Raw genomic sequence first — 18089 nt, forward strand, 5'->3', positions numbered from 1 at the left:
TCCTGTTTCAGGGGCAGCTAAAGCCGGGAAGCTGGAACGGGTTACGAATACTGCCAGGGGTGAACGACAACGTGACCTGATGGCCATCGACGTTAAAACTGGCCTCGCGGGTCAGGCCACCGACCGCGGTTAAGCGAGCGCGATCGAAGAAGCGGTTCAGCGCCCACGGACCGCTGGTCACCAGTGTTGAGGTGGTGCCGTTGGTCAGGCCAAGCTGCATCCGCACCTGGCTGGTGCCGCCCGGTCCGGGCCAGCTCACCATCTGCACCGCCTGCGGGCCGTGGCTGTAACGCAGAATCTGGCCATCGACGTCGAGCGTCAGGTTGAGAATGTCGTTATCCATTTTCACCGTACGCAGCGTGACGCGGAACGACGGCGTGGTCGCCCCGTTAGCAAAGAAGGCATCACGAATCGACTGCGCCTGCTGGAACGGACGCAGCAGCGCCTCACCGCCCGGTAGCGTTTTGCCGTCGATACCTGGCGTGAAACGCCACGCCGTATTGGTGGTATCCACTTTGCTGGCCAGATTGTCGCGGAAGAAGCTGTCCATCAGCCCGCTGCCCGGCGCGAACATGCGCGCCAGATCGTCCGGCGTCACTTCGCTGCGCGCATTGCGCACCAGCGGATAACGGCCGGCAATCGCCTGGCGGCAGAAGCTGCCCACTTCCATGGTGATGCGCTTGCGCACGTTATCCATATCGCGGCGCTGTGCATCGCTGCTGGCGCCCACGGCCATGCTGGAAACCATATTCTGCAGCGAACCCGGTAAGCGACCGGCGCTGGCCTGCAGACGACTGATGGCATCGCCGGAAGGCGGCGGCATGCCACTATTGGCGGCGTCCTGCACCGCCGTCAGATAGCGGTAGAGATCGTCGATCTGATGCAGAAAATCATCCACCGCCAGCACTTTACTGCCCTGCTGCAGCGGCTGTGCCAGCTCCAGCACAGGCGCAAAGTGCACCGCCACCGCCTGCTCCGGTGCCTGCTGGGCTGCGCCCTGGCCCGGCGCCGCGCTGGCTTTGGAGGAACTGAACAGCGCTTCTAAAGTGCGCGTGGCGCTGTTGCCCGTCGCCGGCTGTGCCTGGGTACTTTGCTCATCCGGCTGTGCGCGGTTCAGCGTCAGCAGCTTACTAAGGTTAACCACCAGCTGGCGCAGTGGCGAGTGGTTGCCCGACAGCAGACGTGCGGTGTTGATGCGCTGCGACAAATCCGCGCTGCTGTTGAGCTGGATATCGCTGAGGAACTGCTCCCACTGGCGGATGTAATCCTGCACGTAAAGCTGGCGCACCGCGAGGTCGGTCTGCTGACTGTTCTCCGGCGACGCAACGCCGCCCAGCACCCAGACATCATCCTGGAACAGCGCCTGCGTGACCGGTGCGATTTGTTTATCGACGTGCTGCCAGTAACCGTCTGGCGTGAACAGGCCGGCCACGCCGTCATTGACTGATTTGCCGCTTTTGCGTGAAAACACCAGCTCACTCTGCGGCCCGCCCAGCGCCGCGAGGGTGACCGGTTGCAGGCTGCCGTCACGCTGCAGCAGGCGCTTCAGACGTCCGTAGACGCGCTGCGACAGCGGCATTTGGTTAATCAGCGCCTGCTCGCGCTTTACCAGCGCATCATCCTTCGCGTATGGCGAGGATTGAATCTGTGTCTCCAGCAGCTGCTGCAGATGCCACGCCAGCTGTTTCACTTCCTGCTGCGTCACGTTTTGCGGCAGTTCGCGGCTAACATTCAGCATCAGCCAGGCATGCAGGAATTTGCCGTCATAATGTTTTGGCTGATACAGCATCTGGTAAGCTTTCAGCGCTTCGTAGCTGTAATCCGCATCGCTGCCGTTGTCGTTACGCAGCCAGCGGGTGATGTTTTGCGCCACCTGCGGCAGCAGCAGCTGTTTCAGCGCTTTGTCATACAGGGTGCGCGTGGCGTCGCTGACTTCGGTACCGCGATACAGCCCCATGCGGCGCGTCAGCGGGGGATCTTCCAGCGAAAAGTCGGCACTTTTCGGCAGCTGCAGCAGCGTGTTGAGATACGGCACCAGCGCAAACAGATCGCCATTGCCCTGGCGTTCCAGCTGTTGTCCCAGCTGTTCCACCTGCGGCGTTTTACCCGCCATCTCCTGTAAATAGGCTTTGTTTTTGCTGTAGCTGGTGAGCCACAGCGCTCCGGCAATCAGTACCAGCACCAGCAGCGCCAGATAGCCGGACCACAATCCGGCGCGATTGCGCAGCTCCCACCAGCGGTTACTGCCCGCCAGGCCTGACTCCTGGAAGATGACATTTTCCAGCACGCCTTTCAGGAAGAAGCTCTGGCCTTTGTTCGGCGGGATCGGTGACTCTTTGTCGACCTGGTCCCAGCTGCCGGATTCGCCGCTGCGCTGTCCCGGCAGATGCAGGGCGCGGCTCAGCTCGCCCATCACGCGGTCAAACGGCAGCCCTTCCTGAGTACCGCTGGCGAAATAGATACCGCGCGGCGCGAACTGGGTTTCGAAATCAGAGCGGGCAAACAGCGTATCCAGCGCATCCGCCAGCAGCGGACGCAGCGCGGCGAACTCCTGCGGGAACAGATAGCTCTCCGCCCGCGCCTGCGCATCGCTCTCCGCCAGCAGCGTATCGGCCAGGCCGGCATCCAGACGCTGCTGCAGCAGTGAATACTCCTGCTGAAACTGGCTGTTGAGCTCAAACTCTGCGGTCGACGCCTGCGCCCACGGGAAGGTAAAGCCCCAGATTTGCTCGCGCTGGGTTTTATCCAGCGAAGCGAAGTAGCTGCGGAAACCTTTGAGCAGGTCGGTTTTGGTGACCAGCACATAAACCGGGAAGCGAATGCCAAGGCGATCGTGCAGCTCCATCAGCCGCTGACGCAGTGCGATCGCCTGATTGCGCTGCGCTTCCGGCGATTGCGTCAGTAAATCAGACACGCTGAGCGTGACAATCACGCCATTGACGGGCTGACGGCCGCGATATTTGCGCAGCAGGTCGAGAAAGTGATGCCACTCGCTGGCGTCGCGCTCCTGCTGACTCTCCTGGGTGGTATAGCGGCCGGCGGTATCCAGCAGCACCGCTTCGTTGGTGAACCACCAGTCGCAGTTGCGCGTGCCGCCAATGCCGCGCAGCGCCGCTTTGCCGAACTTGTCCGCCAGCGGGAACTGCAGCCCGGAGTTGACCAGCGCGGTGGTTTTACCGGCACCCGGTGCGCCAATGATCATGTACCACGGCAGCTGGTAGAGGTATTGATGGCTAAAGCGCTGCGCCCAGAAAGGCGCGCCCTTACTGCTGGCGCGCTGGAAGTGCGCTTTTTTCAGCATGTCGGTGGCTTCGGAGAAACGGCTCGCCAGCACCTGCTCTTCATTGGTCAGGCGTTTGCGGTCCTGCTCCGGCGCATCGCTTTTGCTGGTTTCGAGGCTCGACATCAGTTTGCGGTTGAGCCAGAAGTTATACAGGCGCGGAATCGCCTGGCTCAGCCCCCAGACCAGATAGAGCAGCGCAATACTGATGATGCGGTTCTGCTCTGGCTCCAGCGGCCGCGAGTCGACAATGGAAAACACCGGGCCAATCACCCAGATGATAAAGGAGAGCGCGGTAATGCCGACAAAACCCCAGGCAAGGCGGCTGGTCAGCACCGCAAAAAGCATATTCAGCATGGATTAGTTCCCTCTCGCCAGGCCGTTGAGTTCCGCTTGCGTCGCATCCGGCGCGACCAGCAGAGTAATTTCTACGCGACGGTTGCGGGCGCGATTCTCCGCGCTGGTGTTCGGCACCAGCGGATGGCTTTCGCCCCGCCCTTCGGCCTTAACGCGCGACGGCTGCGCCAGCTGCTGCTGCAGCAGGGTTTGCACCGACTGCGCGCGCGCCAGCGAGAGTTCATAGTTGGAGGCGAAGCGGGCGCTGCGAATCGGCACGTTGTCGCTGTAGCCAATCACCAGAATCTTCCCGCTGACGTTATTCATCGCGGCGGCAATGCGCTGAATCACCGCATCGTAGCGGCCACGCACTTCGGTGGATGCCGAGGCGAACAGGCCATCGCCCTTCAGCGTGACCACGCTCTGGTCGGCTTCATCGCGCACCGCCACCAGGCCGGCATCAATTTCCGGCTTGAGGAACGCTTTCAGGTTCAGCGTGGCGGGTGGCGGCGGTGCCGGATTGCTGATTTTGACTTCCGGCAGCGCGGTCTGATAGATGCTGGCCAGCACTGGCGAGGTGTAGTCGCCGAGACGCCAGTTCAGGACGATGTAGAACAGGCAGGCAGCAAAGCCGGCCACCGCCGCACAGGCCCACAGTGGAATCATCGGCCGCCACAGCTTGCGCAGCACCGGCTGATCGGTGGGATGCGGTGACAGCGCCGCCGGGTAACTGCCGCGCACGCTTTTGATCATCTGCAGCAGACGCTGTTTGATGGTTTCCAGCTGCGAACGCCCGTTATCCAGCACGCGGTAGCGCCCTTCAAAGCCGAGCAGCAGGCAGAAATAGATCAGCTCCAGCAGCAGGATATGCTGACGCGGATTTTGCGACAGCTTGGCCAGCAGCTGAAAGAACTTCTCACCGCCCCAGGTTTCATTGTGAAACGTCACCAGCAGGCCGTTGCTGGTCCACACGCCGCGGCTGCCCCACGGCGTCAGCGCCGCCGCTTCATCCAGCGCGGTGCACAGGCAGTAGCGCGCGCCGACGATCACTTCATAACTCAGCCCCGACTGCTGGCAGCTAAGCTCAAAGCGACGGATCTGATCGATCAGCTGCTGGCGCAGCCGCGCCGGATCGTCGTGCGAGACGGAGTGGCGAATCTGCGGGATCGCGTTAATCAGCGGATTCGCCGCGGCGACCAGCACATTCTGATGGCTGACATCCTGCTGTGTGACGTCACTGTTCGGTTTCTGTTGTTCCTGCATCATGCGGCGTGCTCAGTTTTGATTATTCTGACTGACTACGAATGGCCCAGAACTCCATGTTCAGGCCCGGAAACTCACCGGCCAGATGCAACGCAAAGGCACCTGAGCGCTCCATCTCCTGCCACAGCTCGCTGTTCTTATCGAGCTCAAAATAGCTGTAGCCGGCATGCCACGGGATTTGCGGCGGCGCGCCCGGCATGGCTTTCAGCGCCAGTCCCGGCAGCTGCAGCTGTACCAGATCGCGGATTTTGGTGACGGGCGCGACTTTCATCTGCGCCGGGAAGTGGGTTTTCAGCGCCTCGGCTGGCACGCTGGCTTTGACCGCCAGCACAAAGCCGAACTCGCGCACCATGCTGCTTTCCGGCACCGTGGCCACGTTGAGGCCGTGCGAGCGCTGCGTCAGCGGCAGCTGGATGGCGCTCTCTTCCATCACCTGCGACAGTCCCTGGCGCAGCAGTAGCGTTAAGCGGGCAAAGCAGCTGTACAGATCGTCATGGTCATACAGCGGCAGCGCGTCCGGGGTGCGCGCCGGCATCCAGCTGCTCAATTCAGCGGCCATCTGCAGCCAGTGACTGTAGAGCGTTTCCGGGTGCAGCAGCGGCAGATGCTGTAGGTGCGCGTGCAGGCCAAGCTGACGGTTGAGTAAGGTCAGCAGCATAAAATCGACCATGTCGGCACTGTTAAAACGGCCGGTACCCGGCGTGCGCTGGCTCAGCTGCTGGCTGCGCTGCTGAATCAGGCCGTGCAGGTCATTGAGCATGCTTTGCAGCGGCCGGCTGGCGTTGAGCGTCAGCATCGGCGGAATGTAATCGGTGTCGAGGCGCACGTGGTTATCGCTGCGTTTTTCAACCACCTGCGCCACACCCATCGCCGTCCACTCCGCGGTGAGATCCTGTTCCAGCATCAGGCGCAGGCGCAGTTTGCCGAACTGAACGGTGGCAGCGCCGACCGCCTGAGCGTTGTCATCTTCGACTTCGGCTTCCCACGCCAGATAGCGCGCCAGTGAATCCTGCGTCTCCTGAAACGCCACCGCTTCGCGCCCGTTGCGCCGGGCCGGGATCGCCAGTACCACTTTGCTGCGATCGACATTCGCCGGCAGATCCAGCGGGGCCGGACCGTGCTGTGGCTGGCTGAAAGAGAAAAAGGTGCCGTCAGGCAGACATCCGCTGGCGGCACTCAGCGCCAGTTTTCCCTGGCGCAGCAGTGCTTCATCAAATTCGAGATCAAAAAAACCCCAGGTGTAGGCGCGCTGCGACTGCCCCCACTCGCGCAGGGTGCTGTGTAGAAAATTTTCCGACTGCTGGAAATGGTGAGGGCGCAGGAACATCCCCTCGGTCCAGACAACCTTTTCGGCTCGGTTCATAGGCATCCTTACTGCTTAACCACGCGCAGGCCGTTGATATCCGCCACGACGCGGGCATTCAACTCACCATCGTTATTTTTCCAGAACTGCCAGAATGCGCTGTCGTCGCCATCCGGGAAGGGTAGCGCGAGGCGCCAGACTTTACCGTCCAGCGCCTGATACTCGGCCATGATGCCGATGAAGCGCGCTTCCGGCAGGCTTTTCGCGCTGAGGGTTTTACTCAGCTGACCTGACATCAGGAAGAACTGCTGATTGTTGAGCAGCGTGCTGCCCAACGCGGTGGCGGGCTGGTTCTGCAGGGAGTAGAAATCAGCGGACATGAATTCCGCATCGGAGGTCAGCAACATCACCCGGACTTTGAGCGGCGCACCCGCGTTGATCTGCGGATGCGCCTGAAAGTCGAGATTGTAGCGTGCAACCGGCGCCGGACTGTTGCTGCTGCAGGCGGCCAGCAGGCAAGCCAGCAGCAGTAATCCGGCGCGGCGGAGAGAAATCATCGTCATCATTCAGCCCTCCCTGCTTACCGTGTTAGTTGATGATCCAGGTGCCGCTGTTGCTGTTCTGGCACGCTTTGCTGTCGCCATCCACCGCGACGCAGGTCTTTTTCTTGCTGCTGGCGCGGGCGCGACGCTTCGGCTGATCCGCTTTGATGGTCTGCTCATACAGCGCGCTTTTCACCACCGCGCGGAACGGGACATAACCGATCAGCTGCACCGCAGGCTGAGCCGCCGGCTGCTGCGCTTTTTTGTCATCGGCCGGTGCAGTCTCAGGCTGCGCTTCGTCTGCGGCCTGCGCCGACTCGCCAAGTGCCAGCCAGTTGTTTTCAACCTGGCCAATCACGGTGTAGGTTTCACCGCTTTTCAGCGTATCCACCACTTTGCCGCCGAAGCTCGGGCGGGTCATGATCGAAGCCGGATAGAGCGCGCGATAAGCCTCGTTCACCGGGCTGAACTGTGCCGGCGGCTGGACGGCATAACGGTGCGACAGCGTGACGCCGTCAACGGTGCTGCTGACAATAGTGTCGTCTGTCATCTTTGGCGGTGCTTTACAGCCAGCCACTGCGAAAACAAACATCAGGCCCAACGCCATACGGAGATTCACCATTTTCTTCATGTTTAGTTCCATTAACGCCTAAAAAGTGGCCAGAGGCCGGTTAAGAGCAAAATGAACCGTGCGCACGGCTGGAGCCGGCGTCGATTCAGTACCAGTTAAAAAGTTGACCCTTTAATGAGTGTGGCTAACGCATCGCGCCAGCGAGGCAAAAATTGATCAGTCTGAATTAAGTATTAAAAATGCAACATTAGTGACAGGGATGATGTCGGAAGAATTCTGATCGTTTCACAAACGATCAGCAACATGATCAATTTTTGCTAAGCGAAGGGGTCGGCCACAGCCAAACCTCGGTTTCTCTTATGCCATCCCTGGTATAAAAACTATCACGTTCAATGAATCTGGTTAATCGGTAACGATTAAGAGGATAACAGCAACAACTTACGGCATTCGCTGACAGCATTGCTATTTATTGAGATATATCAAGAACATATAAAAGACTGGAAACATCATAGCTACCGCACGAGCCAGGTAAAACCTGCCCGTGAGCATGCAATCACAATCCATTTGTTAATGTCTGACGGAAGTTTACAGAAGCCTGACAAAATTTCAACGCGCCGCTAGCAGAGGAAATTAGTTCAGTAAAGGTTAACAAATATTTTTAATGCAAATTTGCGTCACTTTTGCCCGCAAGCCTAAGACTATTCTTAGCAATCCATTAAAACTGTGAAAGATTGTAAATGAAAGATGAAATTTTGCTCGCGCGATCATTAAAAATTGTCATAAAAAAAAATGGCGCTGAGCGGCACGCATTTTCTCTGCGCGCGATAAAACCCAGGCAGGCGGTGAAAAAGGGGTGATAAAGACAAACTGTCAGTGAAAAAAACCAGCCAGGCGGACCAGGCTGGTTTAATTCGCTAAAATAGCAGGTATCGGGATTGTTAAGCAGTCAGAATAGATTGCAGCTCAGGCAAGGTTTTCACCTGCCAGGTGGGCGTGATGTGCGCCGGCAGCGGACGCGTGCCGTGATCGATCCAGCAGGTTTTCACGCCGGCATTCATACCACCGAGAATATCCGATTCCGGCGTGTCGCCGACCATTAATACCCGGCGGCGATCGGGATTGCCCAGCAGCTGCAGCGTATGGTCAAAAATCGCCGCGTCCGGCTTGGGTACGCCCACCTGTTCGGAGATCACCAGCGCGTCAAAGTAGTCACGGAAACCGGTGCGTTCAAGGCGCGCCTGCTGCAGCGCCGTAAAACCGTTGGTGATGATGGCGATTTTTACCTTGCCCTTGAGCGTATCCAGCAGGCGGGCTGCGCCATCAAGCGGCAGGCAGATCTCGGCCATCGCATTAAGAAAGTCGCTGTTAAGCACTTCCGGCGCCACGCGCAGTTTTTCGCCCCACAGCGTGAAGCGGCGCGTCTGGAGCTGTAACGCTGAAATAGTGCCGTTCTGGTAATCGACCCACAGCGGTTTGTTGACGGCCTGATAATCAGCGTAATCCTGATCGCTGAAGTGCACGTCGTAGCTGGCAAACATGCGCTGCAGGCCGGCGAAGGCGTCAAAGTGGAAAAGTGTGTCATCCGCATCGAACAGGATGCAGTCCCAGTCGTTTAACATAGTGCCCCTTTTGAATAACGTCAGAGCGTGAGCGCCATGATGATGGCATCCTCGCGCCCGCTGGCGGTGGGATAGTAGTTTGGCCGCACGCTGACCTGATGAAAATCCAGCTGCTGATACAGCGCAATGGCGGGCTGATTGGAGGCGCGTACCTCCAGCCACAGCGTCATCACCGCACGCTGCTCCAGTTCGGTAATCAGCTGCTGTAGCAGCTGACGCGCATAGCCGCGGCGCTGGAACGCGGGATCGACCGCGATGTTGAACAGCGACGCTTCATCCAGCACCACCTGGGTGATGGCGAAGCCGGCCAGCTGGCCGTCCGCGTGCAGGCAAAGATTGACGTAACGTTCGCCCTGATTGCTGGCAAAGGTCTGCTCGCTCCACGGAAACGCATGCGCGCGGCGCTCGATCTCCAGCAGCCGCGGCTGTAAATCAGGGGTGATGAAAGAGATGGCTGTCATGGTTACACATCTGTTGCCACAGCGCGCGTTTGGCCGCGCCGCTGCTGATTAATTCATTGAAAACGGCGCTGGTGAACGTGATGCCGTTAAAAGGATGATCGCTGGTCACACCCAGCAGCCAGCCAGCACAGTCGACGTGCTCCGGCAGCATCGGCAGCTGTTCTGGCGTCAGCGTCATTACCTGCCCCGGCTGAATGCTCAGCGTCCGCAGTACGTCGCGCACCAGCGGCTCCTGCAGATCCGGCGCCTGCTCAGCGACCAGCACCAGCCGCGTGTCCGGCGTTAGCGTGACGGCAATTTCGCCTTGCAGCACGCGCGGACGTCGCAGCTGATACTGCGTAATCCCCATTTGCTGTAGAAGCCAGTCGCGCCTTGTGCTCATGCTGTTACCTGTAATCCTGCCAGAATGCGACGCTATGCTAGCAAACCCATCGAACATGCGCCAACAAAGCACTATAATCGCCGCTCTGATTTAACAGGAGCGTTCCATGTCTGCTTTTACCCCGGCCAGCGAAGTGATTCTGCGCCACAGTGATGAATTTACCGCCCGCCACGTACTGTTCGCCGGCGACCTGCAGGATGACCTGCCCGCCCAGCTGGAGACCGCGTCGAGCCGCGTGCACACTCAGCAGTACCATCACTGGCAGAACCTCAGCCGTCGCCTCGGTGAACGGGCAGTGTACGGGCTGGTGGCCGGTGCGGCCGACGTAGCCGGTTGCGACACGCTGGTCTATTTCTGGCCGAAGAACAAACCGGAAGCGCAGTTCCAGCTGCAAAACCTGCTGTCGCTGCTGCCGCTGGGCTGCGATATTTTTGTCGTCGGTGAAAACCGCAGCGGCGTGCGCAGCGCCGAAGGCATGCTGGAGAGCTGGGCCACGCTGGAGAAGATCGACAGCGCGCGCCGCTGCGGGCTGTATCACGGTCAGCTGACGCAGCAGGCCAGCTTTGACGCCAGCGCGTTCGGCAATCGCTATCAGCTGGACGATCTCACCATTCATACCCTGCCGGGCGTGTTCAGCCGCGACGGGCTGGATATCGGCAGCGATCTGCTGCTTTCCACCCTGATGCCGCATACCAAAGGCAAAGTGCTGGATATCGGCTGTGGCAGTGGCGTATTAGCCGCCGCGCTGGCGCAGCATTCGCCGAAAGTCCGGCTGTGGCTGTGCGATGTGCACGCCGCCGCCATCGAGGCGAGTAAAGCCACGCTGGCCGCTAACGGTCTGGAAGGCGAAGTGTTTGCCAGTAACGTGTTCTCGGACGTCAGCGGCCGTTTTGATCTGATCATCTCTAACCCGCCGTTCCATGACGGTCTGCAAACCAGCCTTGATGCCGCCCACACGCTGATTCGCGGTGCGGTGAAGCATCTCAACAGCGGCGGCGAGCTGCGCATCGTGGCCAACGCCTTCCTGCCTTATCCGCAGGTGCTGGATGAAACCTTCGGTAACCATGAAGTGCTGGCGCAGACCGGCCGCTTCAAAGTGTATCGCGCCGTATATGGCCGCGGCGCGAAGGCGCGCTAAGTGTAGTAAAACCCGCGATGCGACGGGGAAAACGTTGCTTTTTGCAGCAGTCGTTTCACCGTCGCAAAATATGTGTTGACGCAATGAGTAAAATCTCTAAAATGCGCCTCCGTGGTTAGCAATACTGTAATGTATTGCAGGTAGGCGAAGGTGGCGGAATTGGTAGACGCGCTAGCTTCAGGTGTTAGTGTCCTTACGGACGTGAGGGTTCAAGTCCCTCTCTTCGCACCAATAATCACAGAGTTTATATCGCGTGCACTGCGCGAAGGTGGCGGAATTGGTAGACGCGCTAGCTTCAGGTGTTAGTGTTCTTACGGACGTGAGGGTTCAAGTCCCTCTCTTCGCACCATGCGGTGATATAAACAGACAACTACGATGCGAAGGTGGCGGAATTGGTAGACGCGCTAGCTTCAGGTGTTAGTGTTCTTACGGACGTGAGGGTTCAAGTCCCTCTCTTCGCACCAACGTTGTCACACTTCTTCTGCAGTACATCCCTATTGATTGTTACCGCTGTTATCACGCCTTTGCGTGATATTGTCGTTTCTGCTCGCCGTTAAATGACGTGAAAATTCACTGAGATAGCCGCCAGACCGCCAGCCAGCGCCAGGCAGGAAGGCAGCAGCAGATAATGACGCAGACGATGGTGAAACAGCATCACCACGGTAAGCAGCAGCGCGACTATCATCACTAAGCGCCACTGGCTGAAACTCGGCTCCCACAGTGCAAACACCGGCATGGCCGCGCAGGGCAGCAATACGCCCCAGCCGCTATCCAGACGTTTACCCATCACCCAGCTTACGCCCCACAAGCCACAGGCGGCTATCATCGCCATGATCATCGCGCAACCCTTCAAATGATAAATATTCCTATTATCATATGATAATACTTCTCATTTTGCAGCGAATTTTTTGCCCTGCCCGCGCCGGATGACAGAATTACTGGAAAATGATAGATTGCCGCCGATAACTATTTTGATAACACAGCAAAAACGTGCTCACTATCCGCGTTGTGGGATTATTTCCTGCGGGTAGCGCTTTGATATTTCAGGGCTGTCACGAGTAATAATAATGAAATTACAATCTTATGATGAGTTGAAACACAGCAAGTATCGGCTGTCGCTGATGCTATTTTTGTTTTTGAATGTCGCCGTTTCGCTTTTTTGTCTGCTGCCGTTTTTCGGCACGGATAATCCCATCAATTCGCTGCCGGTAACACTGGTGGCGGGCTTTAGCACCACGCTGCTGGCGCTATGTTTAATCGCGCCAAATCTAAAATTCCCGTTATTAAATCCTGTCGCATTGCTATTAGGCGCGCTGTGGGCCTGGCATATCAATCATCGTTACCATCTGGTGTTTTATTTTGACGGTAGCTTTTTAATAATCAGTCTGCTGAGCGTATTTTTTATCAGCGCGATTGCCCTGAGTGATTATTTGCTTGCGTTCTGTTTACATATTACGCCACCGGTATTAACCGTACTGTTACTGGACGATGGTCAGCATTTAATGACCATTCTGTTCACCATTACGCTGCCGCTGATCGGCTTCTCGCTGCACCATTTGATGCGCCGCCGCTTCGACACCTTCACTCTGCGGCTGGTGCGCCAGCTGTATGAGGAGAAGCAAAGTTTCAGCGATTTGAGCATGCTTGATCCGCTCACCGGCCTGTATAACCGGCGCGGGCTGAAGAACCGGCTGGATACCATCATGGAAAATCATGCCGGCAGCCACTTTGTGCTGCTGCTGGATATTGATCACTTCAAGGCCTACAACGATAACTACGGTCATGCCATGGGCGATCAGGCGCTGGCGCGGGTGTCGGTTGCCATTCGCGATGCGGTGCGCTCGCGCGATGTGGTGACGCGCTACGGCGGCGAAGAGTTTCTGGTGCTGATGACCAACGTTAATGCCTCGATTGCCATGAAGCTGGCCGAACGCATCCGTCAGTACGTGGTTGATCTGGAAATTTCCCACCGCTTCAATGATAAAGTCTCGACCCACGTGACCATCAGCGCCGGTATCGCGCCGATTTTCGCAGAAGACTTCGACCAGGCGGTAGCCAACGCCGACCGCGCGCTGTACGTGGCGAAGAATCAGGGACGTAACACCATTCTGGCGTGGGAGGATTTACCGAAGCTGGCGCCGGTAAGCAGCGATCTGGTGTAAGCGGTGCGGCGACAACGCCGCACCCTCTCCGGGGAATTTCACGCAAAATGCGCGGTGGCCAGGCAGTGAGCGCTGCTGGCATCTTGCTCAGTGAATCGGGAACGATTATCATTTGTTTTTCGCTTCCCGTTTTCACTCAGGAGCCGCATGGCCATCATCACGCGTCAGGATCATCGCTTTAGCGCGCATCCGCTGATCTTTATGCAGAGCGATCGCAGCTTAGCCAGCGCGCTGGAAGATCTGATGTGCGACCAGCGTAGCTACATGCGGGAAAACGTGAAGCTGGGCCAGCCGGCCCCCGCAGGAACCCTGACGCTGGCCGAATGGTCCACACCGTTTCACTATCGCCGCCTGACGCAGCGCTACAGCGACTATCTCTATCGCCACCATCCCGATGTTCCGCAGGAAGCCAAACCGCTGCAGTCGCTGTGGGCCCAGTGGTATTTTGGCCTGCTGCTGCCACCATTAATGCTGGCGCTGCTGCAGGAGCCGCGCGCGCTCGACTGCTCGCCGCAGCGCATCCACGTTGAGTTCCACGAAAACGGCCATCCCTGCGCCTTCTGGATTGATGTGCAGGAGGATGAGGATGCGCGCTATCTCACTCCGCAGCAGCGTATCGAACGCCTGATTCAGCATGGCCTGATCCCCGCCGTCAACGGCATGGCGCAGCACGGTGACATCAACGCGCGGCTAATCTGGAACAACTTAGGCTTCTCGTTTTACTGGTTCCTCGGCGAACTGCAGCAGCAGCTGCCTGCGGCTACCCGGCATCAACTGGAACAGGCGCTGTTTTTCAGCAAATCCCTGTCCGACGGCAGTGATAATCCGCTGTATCGCACCATGATCCCGCGCAACGGCGCGATGGAGCGGCGCAGCTGCTGCCAGCGCTATCGCATTCCGGACGTCGAACGCTGCGGTAACTGCACGTTAAATGCCGTGTAAGCGCGGCGTATTCTGTTACAGATTCTCCGTTTCTCCCGTTTACAGCTTTCCCGCCTTATGGCAGCTTTTACGCTCTGTTTTTACCGGAGAAAAAAATGAGCCTGGAGTCGGTACGGCACTTCTTTGCCGAACACGCACCGGATATCGACATCATCGAGATGCCGGAAAGCACTGCCACCGTAGAACTGGCCGCACGCGTACATGGCGTGACGCCGGGGCAAATCGCCAAAACCCTGTCGCTGAAAGTGAAAGAAAGCGTGGTGCTGATTGTCACACGCGGCGACGCCCGGCTGGACAATCGCAAGCTGAAGGCAGCGCTCGGGGCAAAAGCGCGCATGCTGAGCGTGGATGAAGTGGTGAACTGGACCGGCCATCCGGTCGGCGGCGTGTGCCCGTTCGGGCTGGAAAATCCACTGACCGTCTATTGCGATGTGTCGCTGCGCAGTTTCGATGAAGTGTTACCTGCGGCCGGTTCGATTCACAGCGCGGTGCGCATTTCGCCGCAGCGCATGGCTGAGCTCACGGCGGCGAAATGGATTGACGTCTGCGAGGCGCGTTAACGCGTCTCTTTCGCCACCGCCCCGGATATTTCGATGCCGCGCGTCTCGCGGCCAAACGCCACGAACACGCAAATCAGCACTGCCACCGTGCCGGCGACAATCGCCATGCCCAGCCCGTAGTTACCGCCGTGGGCTTCGGCGATGCGTGACTGCAGCGTGGCGTTGACCGAAGCAATTAAATTCCCCAGCTGGTAAACGAAGCCCGGCAGTACCGCACGCGCATTGGCCGGCACCAGCTCGGTCAGGTAGGTCGGCACCACGCCCCATGCGCCCTGCACCATAAACTGCATCAGGAACGCGCCGATCCCAATCGCCCAGGAACCGCTGGAGAACGCCCACAGCGGCAGCACCGGCAGCGCCAGAAACGACGCCAGCATGATGGCTTTTTTACGCCCGATACGCTCGGACAACGAGCCGAACGTAATGCCGCCGAGCATCGCCGCGATGTTATAGCCGATGGCGATAATGCTCACCGTGTGGGCGTCAAACTGGTGCTGCACTTTCAGGAACGTCGGGTAGAGATCCTGCGTGCCGTGGCTGAAGAAGTTAAAACAGGCCATCAGCAGCACCATGTAAATACAGATTTTCCAGTGCTGGCGGATGATGGGCAGCAGCGCGTGATTCTCTTTACGCTCGCGCGCCGCCAGCCATACCGGCGATTCCGGCACTTTAAAATAGATAAACGGCAGCAGCAGAATCGGCAGCGCGCCAATCAGGAACATGCCGCGCCAGCCCACCTGTTCGAAGAACAGGCCAAACACTATCGACGCCAGCAGATAGCCGCACGGATAACCGGCCTGGAAAATGCCGGACATCAGGCCGCGCGAACGGTCGGGAATGGTTTCCATCGCCAGCGAAGAGGCCACGCCCCAGATGCCACCCATCGCCACGCCGTAAATCACGCGGAAGGTCAGGAAGGCAGCAAAGTTGGGCGACCATGCCGACAGCAACTCAAACAGCGAAAACAGCACGATGTTGAGCATCAGGATCGGCCGGCGGCCATATTTTTCCGCCAGCCGGCCAAAGATCAATGCGCCCACCGGTCGTACGGCCAGCGTCAGCATAATGGCAATGGAAACATCGGAGACGCTGGTGTTGAAGTAGCGCGCAAGATCGCTGAGCACAAACACCAGAATAAAGAAGTCGAACGCATCCAGCGTCCAGCTTGCGAAACTGGCGAAAGCCACGTTGCGCTGGGTCGCAGTCCAGTTAAACATAAGGGTATCCTGTCTGATTGCTTCCGGCTCGCGGCCAGATTTTTATTGGAACGTTATCCAGCGAATGGTTGCACTGGTTATTATTGTGTTAACCATTTGTATATAGCATGTCAGAAAGGCGCCGCGCGGCGGGGAATTGTCAGCGAGTGATTCGCGATGTAAGGAAGCGTGTCGGCAGGAAAGCGGCGCACGGTACTCCGGCCGGGAGACCGCGCGCCGCAGCAAAATCTCAGCGTTTCAATCCGTTGAACGTCTGCTCAATCACTTCCAGCAGCAGCGGATTGTTTACGTTCTGCATCACATGCACCAGTGCGCCCGCGTCCGCCGGCACGCCGACATCCAGCCGCAGCGGCGTGCGGTAGCGCCAGGTCTTGCCGCGCGTGGCACCGGGACGCAGCTCAATATCGACGTGATAATCCACGCCGTCCGCCACGCGCTGGTTGAGCAGCCAGGCAATGACCAGCGCATCGTGGATCCAGCAACCCGGCAGATGGCGGGTGCGGATGGAGTAATCAATCCACGGTCGCAGCGTTTCGCGCACAAACTGCGGCAGTGGATGATCGCAGGCGGTCAGGCGCGTGAGATCCTGATGGGTCAGCAGCGTCTGCGTGGTGGCATCCATTGGCACCAGCGTGATGGTGGCGCCGCTGTGCAGCACCTGATGCGCCGCTTCCGGATCGAGGCCAAAATTGGTGTCTTTGATGTAGTCATCCAGCGCGAATACGCCGCCCATAATGACGATCTCCGCTACGGAATCCGCCATCTGCGGATAGCGCTGCAGCGCCTGCGCCACGTTGGTCAGCGGGCCTATTGCCACCAGCGTAAACTCGCCGGGATTGTCACAAATCAGCTGGCCCATCACGCCCGCCGCATCGTTGCCGTCCGCTGCCACCATCTGCGGCTGACGCACGCCGCGCCACAGTTCGCCCAGCGCCGGGTCGGCGACGTTATCCAGCCGCGCGCGCCACGGCGCCGGATCTTCGCGCAGCGCCTGCAGCGCGCCCTGCACTACCGGAATGTTCAGTCCGAGCCGCTGCAGCAGATCTTTAGCCACCCGCGCTCCCACCGCGCTCGGCGTGTTGCCGCTCACGGTGGTGATCAGCTCAACGGCCAGCGCGCGTGACGCCAGCGCTAAGGCCAGCGCCAGCCCGTCATCGGTGTTAGCGCCAGCAATACCATTCCCCGGATCACAATCAATAATTAGTCTTTTCATAATGTTATATATTTATTTTTGTTGAGATAGCTGGCAGCCACAGGACTCACCGATCTCCAGATGGTGAGGAAATTCGGCCAGCTGCGCCTCGCCATGACCGTTTTTCAGCATGGCGATGGCGCTGCGTGCCATTTCGCGCAGCGGCTGGCGCACGGTGGTGAGCGTGGGCACATGAAAGGCCGACTGCTCGGTACCGTTGAAACACACCAGCGCGACATCGTGCGGCACGCGCAGGCCATGTTCGGACAGCGCGCGAATACAGCCAATCGCCTGCCCTTCGTTACTGGTAAACAGCGCGCGCGGCACCCGGCCGCTGGCAATCATGCGCTGCCCGGCGTCGTAACCGCCCTGGCGCGAATAGCCGGCCGGAAAAATCAGCGCTTCATCTACCGTCAGCCCGTGCTGCGCCATGGCGTCGCGCCAGCCCTGAATACGATCCTGCGCGTTAAGCATCTCGCGCGGACCGCTGATCATGCCGACCTGCTGATAGCCGTGGCTGAGCAGATGCGCCGTAACCTGACGCGCCGCTTCACGTTCGTTCACGCACAGCATGCTGACGCCGGGGCGCGGTTCGATGCGGTCCAGCATCACCAGCGGCGTTCCGCTCGCCTGGATGACATCAATATAGGGATGGCGATCGACGCTGGTGTAAAACAGGCCATCCACCTGGCGATTCAGCAAACCCTGAATCAGCTCCAGCTCGCGCTGGCGATCGTCGCCGGCATCGCCCAGCAGCATTACGTGGCCGTGGTTCAGCGACTCCTGCAGCAGCACGTGCGCCATTGAGGCGACAAACGGGTTTGCGATATTCGGCACGATCAGGCCAAAGGTTTTGGTACTGCCGGAGGCCAGTGCGCGCGCCACAGCATTCGGGCGATAGCCGGTTTGCTGGATGGCGGCCAGCACGCGCTGACGCGTGGCTTCGGCCACCGGACGCGGTCCGTTGTTGATCACATAGCTGACCACCGCCACCGAGGTTCCGGCGGCTTTGGCGACGTCACTGCGTGTCACATTTCCGGTTGGGGATTTCGCCAATATTGCCTCTGCGTTAATGCCGCTGGCCGGGAGTACCGGCCAGCGTAATCAAAGAATGTTGCACC

At 58.9% G+C, this 18089-nt stretch carries 16 protein-coding genes and 3 tRNA genes; 7 read left to right on the forward strand and 12 right to left on the reverse strand.

Annotation, left to right across the window (positions count from 1 at the left end; translation table 11 throughout):
* Nucleotides 1–7: 7 nt before the first annotated feature.
* From tssM to C1Y42_RS13675, 8 genes are all read right to left on the reverse strand, one after another.
* Complete coding sequence (gene tssM / locus C1Y42_RS13640) at nt 8–3637, reverse strand: type VI secretion system membrane subunit TssM (RefSeq protein ID WP_104093726.1); 3630 nt, start codon at nt 3635–3637, stop codon at nt 8–10.
* Nucleotides 3638–3640: 3 nt separating this feature from the next.
* Entirely contained in the window at nt 3641–4882 is a 1242-nt protein-coding gene (locus tag C1Y42_RS13645; RefSeq protein ID WP_021506782.1) for a DotU family type VI secretion system protein, read from the reverse strand.
* Nucleotides 4883–4901: 19 nt separating this feature from the next.
* Entirely contained in the window at nt 4902–6242 is a 1341-nt protein-coding gene (gene tssK, locus C1Y42_RS13650) for a type VI secretion system baseplate subunit TssK (RefSeq protein WP_104093727.1), read from the reverse strand.
* Between the two features lie 8 nt (nt 6243–6250).
* Entirely contained in the window at nt 6251–6748 is a 498-nt protein-coding gene (tssJ, locus tag C1Y42_RS13655; protein ID WP_021506780.1) for a type VI secretion system lipoprotein TssJ, read from the reverse strand.
* A 22-nt stretch (nt 6749–6770) separates the two neighbouring features.
* On the reverse strand, nt 6771–7367 hold the full coding sequence (locus C1Y42_RS13660; RefSeq protein WP_031279568.1) for an SH3 domain-containing protein: 597 nt from the start codon (nt 7365–7367) through the stop codon (nt 6771–6773).
* An 866-nt stretch (nt 7368–8233) separates the two neighbouring features.
* Nucleotides 8234–8914 carry a pyrimidine 5'-nucleotidase gene (gene yjjG, locus C1Y42_RS13665; RefSeq protein ID WP_021506777.1) on the reverse strand — a complete coding sequence of 227 codons (681 nt, stop codon included), beginning with the start codon at nt 8912–8914 and terminating at the stop codon, nt 8234–8236.
* A gap of 20 nt (nt 8915–8934) precedes the next feature.
* Complete coding sequence (gene rimI, locus C1Y42_RS13670) at nt 8935–9375, reverse strand: ribosomal protein S18-alanine N-acetyltransferase (protein ID WP_021506776.1); 441 nt, start codon at nt 9373–9375, stop codon at nt 8935–8937.
* On the reverse strand, nt 9347–9757 hold the full coding sequence (locus tag C1Y42_RS13675; protein WP_104093728.1) for a DNA polymerase III subunit psi: 411 nt from the start codon (nt 9755–9757) through the stop codon (nt 9347–9349). The genes rimI and C1Y42_RS13675 overlap by 29 nt, the downstream gene beginning before the upstream one ends.
* Before the next feature lie 106 nt (nt 9758–9863).
* Here C1Y42_RS13675 and rsmC point away from each other — a divergent pair, with 106 nt between their 5' ends.
* The 4 genes from rsmC (at nt 9864) to C1Y42_RS13695 (ending at nt 11359) form a co-directional block, all read left to right on the forward strand.
* On the forward strand, nt 9864–10895 hold the full coding sequence (gene rsmC, locus C1Y42_RS13680; protein ID WP_104093729.1) for a 16S rRNA (guanine(1207)-N(2))-methyltransferase RsmC: 1032 nt from the start codon (nt 9864–9866) through the stop codon (nt 10893–10895).
* Between the two features lie 144 nt (nt 10896–11039).
* Nucleotides 11040–11126: transfer RNA gene (locus C1Y42_RS13685), tRNA-Leu, on the forward strand.
* 31 nt (nt 11127–11157) lie between these two features.
* Nucleotides 11158–11244, forward strand: a tRNA-Leu gene (locus tag C1Y42_RS13690).
* Between the two features lie 28 nt (nt 11245–11272).
* Nucleotides 11273–11359 (forward strand) — tRNA-Leu (locus C1Y42_RS13695).
* 89 nt (nt 11360–11448) lie between these two features.
* On the opposite strand, the gene C1Y42_RS13700 is transcribed toward C1Y42_RS13695, so the two are convergent.
* Complete coding sequence (locus C1Y42_RS13700) at nt 11449–11733, reverse strand: DUF1435 domain-containing protein (RefSeq protein ID WP_104093730.1); 285 nt, start codon at nt 11731–11733, stop codon at nt 11449–11451.
* 229 nt (nt 11734–11962) lie between these two features.
* Between C1Y42_RS13700 and C1Y42_RS13705 the strand changes: the two genes are divergently transcribed.
* From C1Y42_RS13705 to C1Y42_RS13715, 3 genes are all read left to right on the forward strand, one after another.
* Nucleotides 11963–13057, forward strand: coding sequence for a diguanylate cyclase (locus C1Y42_RS13705; RefSeq protein ID WP_104093731.1), 1095 nt, complete (start codon nt 11963–11965; stop codon nt 13055–13057).
* 147 nt (nt 13058–13204) lie between these two features.
* Nucleotides 13205–13999, forward strand: coding sequence for a siderophore-iron reductase FhuF (gene fhuF / locus C1Y42_RS13710; RefSeq protein WP_104093732.1), 795 nt, complete (start codon nt 13205–13207; stop codon nt 13997–13999).
* A 95-nt stretch (nt 14000–14094) separates the two neighbouring features.
* A complete protein-coding gene (locus C1Y42_RS13715) occupies nt 14095–14559 on the forward strand; it encodes a YbaK/EbsC family protein (RefSeq protein ID WP_058757173.1) in 465 nt (154 codons plus the stop codon).
* Here C1Y42_RS13715 and C1Y42_RS13720 read toward each other — a convergent pair.
* From C1Y42_RS13720 to C1Y42_RS13730, 3 genes are all read right to left on the reverse strand, one after another.
* On the reverse strand, nt 14556–15776 hold the full coding sequence (locus C1Y42_RS13720; RefSeq protein ID WP_021506769.1) for an MFS transporter: 1221 nt from the start codon (nt 15774–15776) through the stop codon (nt 14556–14558). The two genes, C1Y42_RS13715 and C1Y42_RS13720, sit on opposite strands and share 4 nt — an antisense overlap.
* 229 nt (nt 15777–16005) lie before the next feature.
* Complete coding sequence (locus C1Y42_RS13725) at nt 16006–16989, reverse strand: nucleoside hydrolase (protein ID WP_059011088.1); 984 nt, start codon at nt 16987–16989, stop codon at nt 16006–16008.
* Nucleotides 16990–17001: 12 nt separating this feature from the next.
* Nucleotides 17002–18024, reverse strand: coding sequence for a LacI family DNA-binding transcriptional regulator (locus C1Y42_RS13730; RefSeq protein ID WP_058771438.1), 1023 nt, complete (start codon nt 18022–18024; stop codon nt 17002–17004).
* Nucleotides 18025–18089 lie beyond the last annotated feature (65 nt).

The sequence above is a fragment of the Pantoea sp. ICBG 985 genome, from assembly GCF_002928365.1.
In the GTDB taxonomy this organism is placed as follows: Bacteria; Pseudomonadota; Gammaproteobacteria; order Enterobacterales; family Enterobacteriaceae; genus Pantoea; species Pantoea dispersa.

What these genes read in the sequence shown, in the direction of transcription:
- tssJ (WP_021506780.1), bottom strand. Translation starts at nt 6,748, where the DNA reads ATGATGACGATGATTTCTCTCCGCCGCGCCGGATTACTGCTGCTGGCT.
- rimI (WP_021506776.1), bottom strand. Translation starts at nt 9,375, where the DNA reads ATGACAGCCATCTCTTTCATCACCCCTGATTTACAGCCGCGGCTGCTG.
- yjjG (WP_021506777.1), bottom strand. Translation starts at nt 8,914, where the DNA reads ATGTTAAACGACTGGGACTGCATCCTGTTCGATGCGGATGACACACTT.
- C1Y42_RS13715 (WP_058757173.1), top strand. Translation starts at nt 14,095, where the DNA reads ATGAGCCTGGAGTCGGTACGGCACTTCTTTGCCGAACACGCACCGGAT.
- fhuF (WP_104093732.1), top strand. Translation starts at nt 13,205, where the DNA reads ATGGCCATCATCACGCGTCAGGATCATCGCTTTAGCGCGCATCCGCTG.
- rsmC (WP_104093729.1), top strand. Translation starts at nt 9,864, where the DNA reads ATGTCTGCTTTTACCCCGGCCAGCGAAGTGATTCTGCGCCACAGTGAT.
- C1Y42_RS13705 (WP_104093731.1), top strand. Translation starts at nt 11,963, where the DNA reads ATGAAATTACAATCTTATGATGAGTTGAAACACAGCAAGTATCGGCTG.
- tssM (WP_104093726.1), bottom strand. Translation starts at nt 3,637, where the DNA reads ATGCTGAATATGCTTTTTGCGGTGCTGACCAGCCGCCTTGCCTGGGGT.
- C1Y42_RS13700 (WP_104093730.1), bottom strand. Translation starts at nt 11,733, where the DNA reads ATGATCATGGCGATGATAGCCGCCTGTGGCTTGTGGGGCGTAAGCTGG.
- C1Y42_RS13720 (WP_021506769.1), bottom strand. Translation starts at nt 15,776, where the DNA reads ATGTTTAACTGGACTGCGACCCAGCGCAACGTGGCTTTCGCCAGTTTC.
- C1Y42_RS13660 (WP_031279568.1), bottom strand. Translation starts at nt 7,367, where the DNA reads ATGGAACTAAACATGAAGAAAATGGTGAATCTCCGTATGGCGTTGGGC.
- C1Y42_RS13725 (WP_059011088.1), bottom strand. Translation starts at nt 16,989, where the DNA reads ATGAAAAGACTAATTATTGATTGTGATCCGGGGAATGGTATTGCTGGC.
- tssK (WP_104093727.1), bottom strand. Translation starts at nt 6,242, where the DNA reads ATGAACCGAGCCGAAAAGGTTGTCTGGACCGAGGGGATGTTCCTGCGC.
- C1Y42_RS13675 (WP_104093728.1), bottom strand. Translation starts at nt 9,757, where the DNA reads ATGAGCACAAGGCGCGACTGGCTTCTACAGCAAATGGGGATTACGCAG.
- C1Y42_RS13645 (WP_021506782.1), bottom strand. Translation starts at nt 4,882, where the DNA reads ATGATGCAGGAACAACAGAAACCGAACAGTGACGTCACACAGCAGGAT.